Origin of the sequence: Streptomyces sp. NBC_01092 (assembly GCF_045039535.1) — a bacterium.
Lineage (GTDB): Bacteria > Actinomycetota > Actinomycetes > Streptomycetales > Streptomycetaceae > Streptomyces.
This window is the reverse complement of record NZ_CP108659.1, coordinates 6957526-6969964: the sequence shown is the minus strand read 5'-3', so window position 1 is coordinate 6969964 and position 12439 is coordinate 6957526. Positions and strand designations below refer to the sequence as shown.

10 protein-coding genes are annotated in these 12439 nt (G+C 70.6%); 1 reads left to right on the top strand and 9 read right to left on the bottom strand.

All coding sequences use genetic code 11. The features are described 5' to 3' along the window. Nucleotides 1–151 precede the first annotated feature (151 nt). From OG254_RS31855 to OG254_RS31840, 4 genes are all read right to left on the bottom strand, one after another. On the bottom strand, nucleotides 152–2491 hold the full coding sequence (locus tag OG254_RS31855) for a hypothetical protein (protein WP_405588564.1): 2340 nt from the start codon (nucleotides 2489–2491) through the stop codon (nucleotides 152–154). A 160-nt stretch (nucleotides 2492–2651) separates the two neighbouring features. After that, entirely contained in the window at nucleotides 2652–3059 is a 408-nt protein-coding gene (locus OG254_RS31850) for a DUF6113 family protein (protein ID WP_147993538.1), read from the bottom strand. Further along, the gene (mshB, locus tag OG254_RS31845; RefSeq protein ID WP_405588561.1) at nucleotides 3056–3961 is read right to left on the bottom strand and encodes an N-acetyl-1-D-myo-inositol-2-amino-2-deoxy-alpha-D-glucopyranoside deacetylase; all 906 of its coding nucleotides are present in this window, start codon (nucleotides 3959–3961) and stop codon (nucleotides 3056–3058) included. The genes OG254_RS31850 and mshB overlap by 4 nt, the downstream gene beginning before the upstream one ends. Before the next feature lie 46 nt (nucleotides 3962–4007). Next, on the bottom strand, nucleotides 4008–4202 hold the full coding sequence (locus OG254_RS31840; protein ID WP_019755516.1) for a hypothetical protein: 195 nt from the start codon (nucleotides 4200–4202) through the stop codon (nucleotides 4008–4010). A 185-nt stretch (nucleotides 4203–4387) separates the two neighbouring features. Here OG254_RS31840 and OG254_RS31835 point away from each other — a divergent pair, with 185 nt between their 5' ends. Beyond that, nucleotides 4388–6541, top strand: a complete 2154-nt coding sequence (locus OG254_RS31835; RefSeq protein WP_405588557.1) for a prolyl oligopeptidase family serine peptidase — start codon at nucleotides 4388–4390, stop codon at nucleotides 6539–6541. A gap of 192 nt (nucleotides 6542–6733) precedes the next feature. On the opposite strand, the gene OG254_RS31830 is transcribed toward OG254_RS31835, so the two are convergent. Genes OG254_RS31830 through OG254_RS31810 form a run of 5 tightly spaced genes read right to left on the bottom strand, consistent with a single transcriptional unit; the run spans nucleotide 6734 to nucleotide 12261 of the window. Next, nucleotides 6734–7774: an ABC transporter ATP-binding protein gene (locus tag OG254_RS31830; protein ID WP_405588554.1), complete on the bottom strand. Its 1041-nt coding sequence runs from the start codon at nucleotides 7772–7774 to the stop codon at nucleotides 6734–6736. After that, nucleotides 7767–8741 carry an ABC transporter ATP-binding protein gene (locus tag OG254_RS31825; RefSeq protein ID WP_405588551.1) on the bottom strand — a complete coding sequence of 325 codons (975 nt, stop codon included), beginning with the start codon at nucleotides 8739–8741 and terminating at the stop codon, nucleotides 7767–7769. The genes OG254_RS31830 and OG254_RS31825 overlap by 8 nt, the downstream gene beginning before the upstream one ends. Nucleotides 8742–8749: 8 nt before the next feature. Further along, nucleotides 8750–9715, bottom strand: coding sequence for an ABC transporter permease (locus OG254_RS31820; RefSeq protein WP_405588548.1), 966 nt, complete (start codon nucleotides 9713–9715; stop codon nucleotides 8750–8752). Further along, nucleotides 9708–10631: an ABC transporter permease gene (locus OG254_RS31815; protein ID WP_351189374.1), complete on the bottom strand. Its 924-nt coding sequence runs from the start codon at nucleotides 10629–10631 to the stop codon at nucleotides 9708–9710. Before OG254_RS31815 ends, OG254_RS31820 begins: the two co-directional genes overlap by 8 nt. A gap of 7 nt (nucleotides 10632–10638) precedes the next feature. After that, nucleotides 10639–12261: an ABC transporter substrate-binding protein gene (locus OG254_RS31810; protein ID WP_405588544.1), complete on the bottom strand. Its 1623-nt coding sequence runs from the start codon at nucleotides 12259–12261 to the stop codon at nucleotides 10639–10641. Nucleotides 12262–12439 lie beyond the last annotated feature (178 nt).

The following is a 12439-nucleotide window of genomic DNA, read 5'->3' as shown; positions in this document are numbered from 1 at the left end:
CCGAGCGGCTACCCAAGCGGGTCAGGCGGTTCGGCAACGCCCTGAAGGGGCGCGGGGCTGTATCGATTTACGGCTCCGCCGCGTGGGCGCGACCAGCCACGACGGCGGCGCGGCCGAGCGACGACATGACGCGCCCCTACCAGCGGAGCGTCTAGCTCGGGTTGGTGTCGATGGTGACGGTGCGCTCCGCCGCCGTCTTGGCGCGCAGCGCCTTGCGCAGGGCGGAGGCGACATCCTGCGGAAGGACATCGCGCTTGCCGCTCGCGCCGTTGATCTGCACGCCGTTGAAGGTGGCGCCGTAGGCCGCCTTGAGGGCGTCGAGATCGTAGGTGTCCACGAGCTTGCCGTCGACGGCCTTGACTCCGAGGATCTTCGGCAGCGACAGGGAGCCGAACGGGATGCTGTGCGCGGCATCCGTCTGGATCGTGACCTTGTTGGCCATCGCCGGTTCGGCGAACTCCTTCATGAACCGGTCGACCTCGGCGTTCGTGATCTTCGGCTGCTGGCCGGTCGTGGCGACCTGCACCGCGGCGGACTCGCCCGTCTCCACCTGGGTGCGGTACGCCTCCTCCACCGCCGTGGTCGACTTGGCGACGTCGATGCCCTGGCCGCCCTTGCCGTACACGGCGACCGCCTTGCCGGACTTGAACGTGACCGTGCCCTCGGTCACCGAGCCGGAACCGCCGGAGGCGTCCTGCAGTGCCGCGTGCAGCTTCTCCTCGTCGGTGGGCATGGCCGGGTCGACGACCCGCTGGCTGCCGAAGAGGGAGCCGATGACGGAGATCGGGTTGTAGTCGCTGCTCGCGGCCGTGCTGACCGTCGACTGCATGTCGAACTGGAGCCCGGCCTTGTCCGGCTCCAGCGACACGGTCTTGCCGCCCACCGACAGCTTCAGCGGCTTGTTGACCCGCTCGTCGAAGGCGTCGTTGAGCTTCTTGACCGCGTCGTCACGGGTGCCGCCGCCGATGTCGACGCCGAGCACGGTGGTGCCCTTGGGCACATCCGTGTGGTTCATCAGCAGGCCCGCGCCGTAGAGGCCGCCCGCGAGGACGAACACGCCGCCGCCGACCAGCGCCAGCTTGTTGCGGCCCTTCTTCTTGGGCGCGCGGGAGGACGAGGAGCTCGACGAGGACGGCTCGGGGAGCTTCGGGGGCGTGTGCGGCCCCGACGGCTCGGTACCGCCCGGCCCGAAGGGGCCGCTCTGGGCGCCTGCGGGCACGACCGGGATGCCGCTGGTGACGGTGTGGCCGGAGACGTTGTCGGCGACGCCGCCGTAGTTCGTGTTGCCGGGCTCGGGGGCCGGCTTCTGCGGGGTGAGGATCGCGGTGTCGTCGCTCAGCCCGCCGCCGGGGCCGCCGGGGCCCGGGGTCGGGAACGGGGTACCGGGGCCGGGGCCGCCAGGGCCGGGGCCGTTCTGACCCGGGCCGTTCGGGCCGCCGCCGGGCCGGGTCGGGCCGACGTTGATGCCGGGAATGCCGGGGCCGCCGGGCCCCGCGCCGAGGGCCGGCGGCACCGCCGGGCCGTCGCCGGTTACCGGACCGGTCGTCGGGCCGGCGGGGCCCTGCGGGCCGCCTCGGCCGCCACGGCCGTTCGGGCCGTTGAAGTCGCTGGAGCCACCGAAGTCGCTCGGGGCGTTGAAGTCGGCGGCGGGGTCGAAGCCGCCCGGGCCGCCCTGGGCGCCGTAGCCGCCGGGACCGTTCGGGCCGGCCTGCGCGCCCTGGCCGCCGAAGCCGTTCTGCCCGTTCGGGCCGCCCGTGCCGTTCTCCGCGAAGTACGGCAGGTCGTCGCGGCGCGCCTCGCCGCCAGGGCGGGCGCCACTGCCGTTGCCGTTGCCCAGCGGGCCCGCCGCCAGTGCCTCGGTCACGTCGAAGGAGCCGGTGCCGCCGCCGTGCCCGGGAGCCACCGGTCCGCCGGTCGCCCCGGAGAGCCCCGCGCCGTTCGCGCCGCCCGGACGGGAGCCGCCGTCGGGCCGTGCGCCGTTCGGACCACCGGGACGGGGGCCGCCGGGCGCGCTCATCGAGCCGACGACTCCACCGGGCACCGAACCGCCGGGCAGACCGGCACCGTTGGTGGCCGGGCCGCCCTGACCACCCTTGCCTCCCGAGGACTTGCGCGGTGCGAACCAGTCGCTCGTCTTCTCCCCCGCCTGCGCGGCGGGTTCGGCCGGGGGCTCGACAGGGCCCGCGGTCGGGGGCGTGGCGCCGGGGGGCGCCGGTGCCTCCGTGTCGGCGATGTCGCCGGGGTGGTCGGCTTCGGAGACGGGCTTGCGGACGACGACCGGCGGAATGGGCCGCGAGCCGGGGATGTTGATCCGGATCCGGGTCGTCAGCGTGGTCTCGGTCTTGCGTTCCTCCGGCTGCGAGGCCGAACGGCCCTCGTTCGCAGCGCTGTCGGAAGCCATGGGGGTCCCGTACGGCGGCGTGCCCGAGGGGTATGCGGCTCCGCCGCGCCCGTTGGGCCCGGAGGACGGAGTGTCAGTTTCACGACTCAAGGCAGGTTCTCCCGGTTGGCTCCACCGCCCGTTTCGACCTCATTGCTGCGGACGGCTCGGCGGCGCGCACCACCATACTGGCCACGTCTGGCCCGCATCCCACGACCGCCTGGGAAACCCACACGGGACTCGCACGAGTACTTCGTGGAGAAGTGGTACGTCACTTGGCAAGTCGGACGCCGTCGCCACCCGGTTGCCGCAACGGCGCGAGGGTGGCGCAGATCACAGCCACAGCCATGCCGCCGAGCAGGAAGAGGTAGGAGGCGGCTCCCGTGCCGAAGACGAAGTCGCCCTCCGGACGGCTGGCGGTGAGCAGGATGACGGTGATCATCCAGCCGCCTGCGGGCGCGACGGCCCCGGCGCGGCTTCCCGTCGCCCGGCCGGCGCCCAGCAGGAGCCCGGCCTCACCGGCGAGCGCGAGCAGCAGCCCGCCCGGGAACCACGCGGGCTGTACGAGCGCGCCGGCCACGCCGACCACCGCGCCGAGCACGAAGAGCCCGAGGTAGGCGAGGGCCCGCAGGGCGGAGGGCCGCTTCAGCTTCAGCGGCTGGGCGAGCATCGAGCTCATGACGCCTCCCCGGGCGTGAGAGACGCCTCCCCGGGCGTGAGAGACGCTTCCCCGGGCGTGAGACCGGCGAACAGGTCGGACTCCGTCCCCGCCCCCGGCTCACCGCGCACCAACTCGTAGTACTCGGTGGTGAAGAGGGGTTGCGCCAGCTCGTTGGACAGCGCGAAGTACGGCTCGGCCACGTCGATCTGGGTGGCGTGCGCCCGCATCGCGGCGGCTTTGGCGGCGGCGTGCGCGGTGCCGTCGATCACGGTGGTGATGTGCTCGTCGTCGACGACGCCCGGTACGTCGTCGACGGTGGCGGCCTTACTGAAGGGCAATGCGGGCAGATCCGCCTGAAGTCGGGCGAAGGCCTCGTCGGCGACGGTGCGCGGGACGCGGTTCCAGTAGATCCTGGGGATCTCCCACCCGGCGTCCACGGCCAGCTCGGCCGCGCGGGTGGCGACGCGGTGGGCCTGGATGTGGTCCGGGTGGCCGTACCCACCGTCGGGGTCGTAGGTGACCAGGACCTGGGGGCGGACCTCCAGGATCACCTCGACGAGCTCGCGGGCCGCCTCGTCGACGTCCGCCTGCCACAGGCTCGCGGGGTCGTCGTTGTCGGCGAGGCCCATCATTCCCGAGTCCTCGTAGCGGCCCTTTCCGCCGAGGAGACGGAAGTCCTCGACGCCGAGCTCGCGCATCGCGGCGGTGAGCTCGGCCAGGCGGTGTTCGCCCAGCTCGGCGCCGGTCAGGTGCCGAAGCTCCGCGGGGATGACCTCGCCGTGCTCGCCGAGGGTGCAGGTCACCAGGGTGACCCGGGCACCCTCGGCCGCGTACCTGGCCATGGTCGCGCCGTTGTTGATCGACTCGTCGTCCGGGTGCGCGTGCACCAGGAGGAGACGCCGGTCGGGCTGATCCGTCATGGACCCCACCCTACGAGGCGCCGCCGACAACGCCGCGCGGCGTCGCTCAGAACTTGATGCTTCCGATCATGCCCGCGATGTTCGTCGTCAGCTCGCTGATGGTGGGAGCGACGGTCGAGGACGCCAGGTAGAAGCCCAGCAGCATGCAGACCACCGCATGTCCGGCCTTCAACCCTGATTTCTTGATCAGAAGGAAGACGATGATCGCCAGCAGCACCACCGCCGAAATCGAGAGTGCCACGGCGGCTCACCTCCAAGAATCCCAGGCGCGGGGGTCGGGACTTCGCGAACTGTGGGGGCAGATAAATCCATGCAGCAGCCAGCAGGTTCATACCCACTATGCGGTTGTGATCATAACTATCCGTACGTGCGCATCGATCGGCGCACAGCCGCACAAGGGGGCGCACTGGCCAATATGGTCGGGGCATGACGACCGACCCTGTGTCCTTCCCCCGACGGCACGCCCGCACCCAGAGGTTCACGCTCGGCGCGCCGCGCGCGTTCGCGGTGGCGCCCGACGGTTCCCGTGCCGTGTTCCTGCGCTCCACCTCTGGTACGGACCCGGCGAGTTCGCTGTGGGTGCTCGATACACAGAGCGGCGAGGAGCGCGTGGCCGCCGACCCGCGCGCCCTGCTGGGCGGCGCCTCGGAGGACCTCTCGGCCGCGGAGCGGGCGCGGCGCGAGCGCAGCCGTGAGGGGGGCGCCGGCATCGTCGCCCACGCGACCGACAGCGCCGTCGAGTTGGCGTCTTTTGCCTTGTCAGGGCGGCTTTTCACGGCCGAGCTGCAAGCCGGGACGGCCCGTGAACTCCCCGTCCCCGGGCCGGTGATCGACCCGCGCCCCTCCCCCGACGGCCGGCACATCGCCTACGTCGCGCAGGGCGCCCTGCGCGTGGTGGGCGCCGAGGGCGAGGGCGACCGTGCGCTCGCCGAGCCGGAGTCGGACGGCGTCACCTACGGGTTGGCCGAGTTCGTCGCGGCCGAGGAGATGGCGCGCTATCGGGGCTTTTGGTGGAGCCCGGAGTCGGACCGGCTCCTTGTGGCGCGCGCGGACGACACGCCGGTGCGCCGGTGGTGGATCTCCGATCCGGCGCGTCCGGAGCGGGAGCCGCAGCGGGTGGCGTACCCGGCGGCGGGGACACCGAACGCGGACGTGCGGCTGTTCGTGATCGGCCTTGACGGGGTGCGCACGGAGGTCTCCTGGGACCGGGCGCGGTACCCGTATCTGGCGCGAGTGCACTGGTCAGCGGCGGGTGCGCCGCTGCTGCTCGTACAGGCGCGCGACCAGCTCAGCCAGCTGTTCCTGGCCGTGGACCCGGCGACGGGGGCGACCCGGATGGTGCACGCCGACGAAGATCCACAATGGCTGGATCTTTTCCCTGGCGTGCCCTGCTGGAGCCCTTCCGGGCACCTGGTGCGCATCGCCGACGAGGGCGGCGCGCGGGTCCTCACGGTGGGCGAACGCCCGCTGACGGGACCGCAGTTGCACGTCCGTGCGGTGCTGGACGTCACCGCCGACGACGTACTGATCTCGGCGTCGGCGGGCGAGGCCGCGGCCGAATCCGAGATCGGCGAAGTGCATGTGTATCGGGTGAACGAGCTCGGCGTGGAGCGCGTGTCACAGGAACCCGGCGTGCACGCGGCGGTGCGCGCCGGGGGCGTGACGGTACTGGTGTCCCACGCCGCCGACCGGCCCGGGGCTCAGGTCCAGGTTCTTCGTGAGGGGAAGCGGACCGCGACCGTCCGGTCGTATGCCGAAGATCCCGGTTTGACCCCGCGCATGACCCTCACCGAAGGGGGCGCACGTCGCATCCCGTGCGCCGTGCTTATGCCTCGGGACTACGCCGGTGACACTCCGCTGCCGGTTTTGCTGGATCCCTACGGGGGACCGCACGGCCAGCGGGTGGTGGCCGCCCACAACGCGCATCTCACCTCGCAGTGGTTCGCCGACCAGGGTTTCGCGGTGATCGTCGCGGACGGCCGCGGTACGCCGGGCCGCTCGCCGGCCTGGGAGAAGGCGGTCAAGGACGACATCGCGGCGGTCGTGGTGCAGGACCAGATCGACGCGTTGCAGGCGCTCGCCGAGCGGTTCCCGCTCGATCTGACCCGCGTGGCCATCCGCGGCTGGTCCTTCGGCGGCTACCTGGCGGGGCTCGCGGTGCTGCGCCGCCCGGACGTCTTCCACGCCGCCGTGGTCGGCGCCCCGGTCACCGACCTGCGCCTGTACGACACCCACTACCAGGAGCGTTACGTCGGGCACCCCGACAAGCAGCCGGAGGTCTACCGGCGCAACTCGCTCATCGACGACGCGGGCCTGGTGGAGGCGGCCGAGCCGCACCGCCCGATGATGATCGTGCACGGGCTGGCGGACGACAACGTGGTCGTCGCCCACTCCCTGCGCCTGTCCTCGGCACTGCTGGCCGCCGGCCGCCCGCACGAGGTGCTGCCCCTGTCCGGGGTGACCCACATGACCCCGCAGGAGGAGGTCGCGGAGAACCTGCTGCTGCTCCAGCTCGACTTCATCCGGCGCGCTCTCGGCCGGCCTGAGGGGAAACCCTCCACAGAGCACCGCGACCATTAATTGAGCAACCACGACGAAGCACCAGCCAGGTCCGCGAGAGCGGCGCCGGTTTAGGCGCAAAGAACAGCAACGGACCGGGGTGACATGGCGCACCCCGGTCCGTTTACGGCACCCGCACGGCCGTACGTTGTAGAGCCTGACGCGTCCGTATATCGGTATCGGGTCGCTCAAGTTGCCTGTGTGTTAACGCAGTTAGGGTGCGTTTGTGTAGCTATGACCGACCGGCGCGGGCTCCGCGAAGTGGCACGCCGACTCGTGCAGCGCCGGCCCGCCCAGCTCCCGCAGCCGCGACGGCACCGCGAGCACCGGCACCTCCTCGGCGCAGCGTTCCCGCGCCTTCCAGCAGCGGGTGCGGAAGCGGCAGCCGGAGGGGACGTTCGTCGGGGAGGGCACGTCGCCCGAGAGGATGATGCGCTCGCGGCGTTCACGGGCCTGCGGGTCGGGGACGGGGACCGCGGAGAGCAGGGCCTGGGTGTAGGGGTGCGTGGGGTGGTCGTAGATCTCGGTGTCCCTGCCGCTCTCCACGATCCGGCCGAGGTACATCACCCCGACCCGGTCCGAGATGTGCCGGACGATCGAGAGGTCGTGGGCGATGAAGACGTAGGAGAGGTCGAACTCCCGCTGGAGGCCGGCCATCAGGTTGATGACCTGGGCCTGAACCGAGACGTCCAGCGCGGAGACCGGCTCGTCGGCGACGATGACCTCCGGGCGCAGGGCCAGGCCCCGTGCGATGCCGATGCGCTGGCGCTGTCCGCCGGAGAACTGGTGCGGATAGCGGTTGATGTACTCGGGGTTGAGGCCGACCACGTCCAGCAGCTCCTGGACCTTCCTGCGCCGCTCTGACTTGGGTGCCGCCTCGGGGTGGATCTCGTACGGCTCGCCGATGATGTCGCCCACCGTCATACGGGGGTTGAGGGAGGTGTACGGGTCCTGGAAGACCATCTGGATGTTGCGGCGTACGGCCTTCAGGGCGCGGCCGGACAGCCGGGTGATGTCCTCGCCCTTGTACTTGATCGAACCGGCCGTCGGGCGTTCCAGGTTGACCAGCATCCTGGCGAGCGTCGACTTGCCGCAGCCGGACTCGCCCACGATGCCCAGGGTTTCGCCACGGTGGAGCGTGAGGTCGACACCGTCGACCGCCTTGACCGAGCCGACCTGCTTCCGGAAGAGGACGCCCTGGGTCAGCGGGTAGTGCTTGACGAGCCCGCCGACCTCCACGATGGCCTCAGCCATTGAGGCACTCCCTCCAGAAGTGGCAGGCGCTGCGCCGGACTTCGGAGACCTCGTAGGAGGGAGGCACGTCGGTGCGGCACACGTCCTGGGCCATCGGGCAGCGGGGATGGAAGGCGCAGCCCTGCGGGATGTCCATGAGGTTGGGCGGCAGGCCCTTGATGGCGTAGAGCTCCCGGCCCTTGAGGTCCAGGCGCGGGATGGAGTCCAGCAGGCCGCGGGTGTAGGGGTGGGCGGGCGCCTTGTAGAGGTCGTGGACCGGCGCCGACTCCACGATCCGGCCCGCGTACATCACCGCGATCCGGTCCGCCACGTCCGCGACGACGCCGAGGTCGTGGGTGATGAGGATCAGGCCCATGTCGTACTCGCGCCGCAGCTCCGCCAGCAGATCCATGACCTGGGCCTGGACCGTGACGTCGAGGGCGGTCGTCGGCTCGTCGGCGATGATGAGGGCCGGCTCCAGCGCGAGGGCCATCGCGATCATGATGCGCTGGCGCATGCCGCCGGAGAACTGGTGGGGGTACTGCCTGACGCGCTCCTTGGCGGCGGGGATGCGGACGCGGTCCATCAGCTCGACGGCCTTCGCCCGCGCGTCCTTGCGGGACATGCCCCGGTGCACGACGAACATCTCGCCGAGCTGCTCCCCCACGCAGAGCACGGGGTTGAGGGACGACAGCGCGTCCTGGAAGATCATCGCCATCTCGGCGCCGCGGACCTTGCGGCGCTCCTCCTCCTTCAGCTGGAGCAGGTCCCGGCCCTGGAAGAGGATCTCGCCCCCGGTGATCCTGCCGGGCGGCATGTCGAGAATCCCCATCACGGCCTGCGCGGTCACCGACTTGCCGGACCCGGACTCCCCGAGGACGGCGAGCGTCTCCCCCGCGTCCACGCCGTAGCTGACCCCGTTGACGGCCCGGGCGACCCCGTCCCGGGTCCGGAACTCCACGTGCAGGTCCCGCACTTCGAGCAGCATGCGGCGGCTCACCTCAGCTTCGGGTCGAGGGCGTCGCGCACGGCGTCGCCGAGCATGATGAACGCGAGGACGGTGACCGCGAGCGCTCCGGACGGCCACAGCAGGGCGTGGGGGGCGTTGCGGATGTAGGGGGAGGCCGCCGAGATGTCGATGCCCCAGGAGACGCTCGGGGGCTTCAGGCCCACGCCCAGATAGGACAGGGTCGCCTCCAGGGCGATGTACGTGCCCAGCGCGATGGTCGCGACCACGATCACCGGGGCCACCGCGTTCGGGGCGATGTGGCGCAGCAGGATGCGGGTGTTGGAGGCGCCCAGGGCGCGGGCGGCCTGGACGTAGTCGTTCTGTTTGGCGGTGAGGACGGCGCCGCGGGCGATGCGGGAGATCTGCGGCCAGCCGAGCAGCACGATGAAGCCGATGACGGGCCAGACGCTGTTGCTGGTGACGACCGACAGCAGGACCAGACCGCCGAGGACGACCGGGATGGCGAAGAAGACGTCCGCGATCCGGGAGAGGAACGAGTCCCACAGGCCGCCGAAGAAGCCGGCGAGCGCGCCCAGCACCGAGCCGAGGAGCGCGACCCCGAGCGTGGCGCAGAAGCCGACCGTGACGGACGTACGGGCGCCGTAGACGGTGCGTGTGTAGACGTCGCAGCCCTGGCCGTCGTAGCCGAAGGGATGGCCCGGCCCGGCGCCCTGCTGGGCCTTGGCGAGGTCGCACTTGAGGGGGTTGCCGGAGGCGATCACCGACGGCCACAGGGAGATGACCACCAGGAAGACGATGATCAGGGCCGAGACGATGAAGACCGGGTTGCGGCGCAGGTCGCGCCAGGCGTCGGACCACAGGGAGCGGGGCCGGCCCGCCGGTTCCGTACCGGCAGGACCCGGCTCGGCGACGGGCGGCCGCTGCTCCAGGGACTCCACCTCGGTGGCGGCGAAGCCCATCACCCCGCCCGTCTCCAGCGGCGGCTCAGGCATAGCGGATCCTCGGGTCGAGTACGGCGTACAGGAGGTCGACGACCAGGTTGCAGAGGAGGAACACGAGGACGAGGACCGTCACGAAGCCGACGACGGTCTGGGTGTTCTGGCGCAGGATGCCCTGGTAGAGCTGGTAGCCGACGCCGTGGATGTTGAAGATCCGCTCGGTGACGATCGCCCCGCCCATCAGGAAGCCGACGTCGGCGCCGATGAAGGTGACGACGGGGATGAGGGAGTTGCGCAGGAGGTGGCGGGTGACGACTCGGCGCCTCGGCAATCCCTTGGCGACGGCCGTGCGGACGTAGTCGGAGCTCCGGTTCTCCGCGATGGAGGTGCGGGTCAGACGGGTGACGTACGCCAGGGAGACCGAGGCGAGGACGAGGCCCGGGACGATCAGCTCGCCGAAGGGGGCGGCCGGGGAGACCGACGGCCGGATCCAGCCCCACTCCACACCCAGCAGCAGCTGGAGCAGCAGACCGGTGACGAAGGTGGGGACGGAGATGACGACGAGGGTGATCAGGAGGACGCCGGTGTCGACGGGGCGGCCGCGGCGCAGGCCGGTGACGACGCCCAGCGTGATCCCGATGAGGACCTGGAAGAAGATCGCCACGATCGTCAGGCGGATGGTGACGGGGAAGGCCGTGGACATCAGCTCGGTGACTTCCTGGCCGTTGAACGCCGTACCGAAGTCCCCGGTGAAGACGTTCCCCATATAGGTCAGGTACTGCTGCCACACGGGCTTGTCGAGGCCGAACTCCTTGCGCAGCTGGGTCGCCGTCGCCGGGTCGCACTGCCGGTCGCCGCACAGGCCCGCGATGGGGTCGCCCATCACGTTCACCATGAGGAAGATCAGCAGGGTGGCCCCGATGAACACCGGGATCATCTGCAGCAGGCGCCGGACGACGTAGCTCCCCATGCCGGACTCAGCCGACCTTGATCTCGTTGTAGACGGGGACGCTGAAGGGGTTGAGGGCCACGTTCGACAGCCGCTGCGACCAGCCGGCGCTGCCGTTCTGGTACCAGAGCGGGATCGACGCCATGTTGTCCCGGACGACCTCCTCGGCCTGCTGGAAGGTCTCGACGGCCTTCGCGGGGTCGGTCTCGGCGTTCGCCCGGTCGACCAGCTTGTCGAACTCCTCGCTCGACCACTTGCCGTCGTTGGAGGAGGCGTCCGTGTAGTAGAGGGGCTGGAGGAAGTTCTGGGTCAGCGGGTAGTCCATCTGCCAGCCCGCCCGGAAGGGACCGGACAGCTTCTGGGTCGTGGACTTGCTGCGGAAGTCGGCGAAGGTGCCGATCGGGTTGCCGACGCAGGCCCGGTCGTTGTCCAGGGCGTTGTTGATGGAGTTGCAGACGGCGTCCACCCACAGCTTGTGGGAGCCGGTGTCCGCGTTGTACGTGATCTTCACCTGGCCGCCGGGCAGCCCGCCGCCCTCCTCGATCAGCTTGCGGGCCGCGGCGGCGTCGTACCGGCACCACTGACCGCACAGCCCGGCCTTGTAGCCGCCCTCCGCGCCGAGGACGGGTGAGGTCCAGTCGGTGGCCGGGGTGCGGGTCCCCTGGAAGATGGTCCGGGTGATCTGCTCGCGGTCGATCGCCCGGGACAGCCCCTGGCGGACCTTGACCGAGCCGGGCTTGCTCCAGTCCTTGTCGTAGTGGGGGAAGGACAGGGTCTGGATGATGCCGGCCGGGGTGTTGAGGTAGCGGTCGCCGAGGTCGCTGCGGACGTTCTTCAGCTGCTGGGCCGGTACGTCGTCGACGAGGTCGAGGTTGCCGGCCATCAGGTCGGTGTAGGCCGTGTTGTTGTCCGTGTAGACCTTGAGGGTGACGCCGCTGTTGCGCGCCGCGTCCTCGCCCGGGTAGGCGTCCCACTTCGCCAGCCGCATCTCGGAGCCCTTGGTGTACGACTGAACGGCGTAGGGGCCGTTGCCGACGGGCTTGGACAGCCAGGCGGCGTGGTCGTCGAAGAACACCCGGGGCAGCGGGACGAAGGCGTTGTAGCCGAGGGTCTCGGGGAAGCTGGAGAACTTCTGGCTGAGCCTGACGGTGAAGGTCCGCTCGTCCACGACCTTCAGCCCTGACATGGTGTCGGCGCTCTGCTCGCCCTGGGCGGGGTGGACCTGGTCGTAGCCGTCGATGTAGCTGAAGAAGTAGGCGTTCTTCTGGTTGTTCTTCAGGCTCGCCCCGTAGTTCCAGGCGTCCACGAAGGACTGGGCGGTGACCTTCTCGCCGTTGCTGAACGTCCAGCCGTCCTTGACGGTGACGGTGTAGTTCTTCGAGTCGGGGGTCTCGATCCGCTCGGCGAGCATGTCCTCGGCCTCGCCGGTCTTCGGGTCGTACTGCTTCAGCCCCCGGAAGATCATGTACAGCACCTTGCCGCCCTGCACCTCGTTCGTGTTGGCCGGCTCCAGCGGGTTCTGCGGATCGGTCCACGAGGAACTCAGGCCCGTGCCGCCGTCGCCGCTGTCACCCCCTCCTCCGCAGGCCGTCGTGGCGAGCGCAACCGCCATCGCACACGCGGCCCATCGGGCGGGCGTCGCTCCACGCATGGACTGCCTCCTCCGGTGCTGATCCGTTACGGGCCAATATCGAGTCAAAAGCCGCATAACGCACACGGACTCCGGCCAATGGGGCGACACACCATCCGGATGCCACGCATCCGCGTGAGCGACGTATCGGACTTGTCCCGACCGCGCCCTCCACACGACCCGTCGCTCTTCGAGAAGT

Bases quoted from the DNA above. Each gene is read 5' to 3' on its own strand.
- OG254_RS31850 (WP_147993538.1), bottom strand. From the start codon at position 3,059: ATGAGCTCGATGCTCGCCCAGCCGCTGAAGCTGAAGCGGCCCTCCGCC.
- mshB (WP_405588561.1), bottom strand. From the start codon at position 3,961: ATGACGGATCAGCCCGACCGGCGTCTCCTCCTGGTGCACGCGCACCCG.
- OG254_RS31835 (WP_405588557.1), top strand. From the start codon at position 4,388: ATGACGACCGACCCTGTGTCCTTCCCCCGACGGCACGCCCGCACCCAG.
- OG254_RS31830 (WP_405588554.1), bottom strand. From the start codon at position 7,774: ATGGCTGAGGCCATCGTGGAGGTCGGCGGGCTCGTCAAGCACTACCCG.
- OG254_RS31825 (WP_405588551.1), bottom strand. From the start codon at position 8,741: ATGCTGCTCGAAGTGCGGGACCTGCACGTGGAGTTCCGGACCCGGGAC.
- OG254_RS31820 (WP_405588548.1), bottom strand. From the start codon at position 9,715: ATGCCTGAGCCGCCGCTGGAGACGGGCGGGGTGATGGGCTTCGCCGCC.
- OG254_RS31815 (WP_351189374.1), bottom strand. From the start codon at position 10,631: ATGGGGAGCTACGTCGTCCGGCGCCTGCTGCAGATGATCCCGGTGTTC.
- OG254_RS31810 (WP_405588544.1), bottom strand. From the start codon at position 12,261: ATGCGTGGAGCGACGCCCGCCCGATGGGCCGCGTGTGCGATGGCGGTT.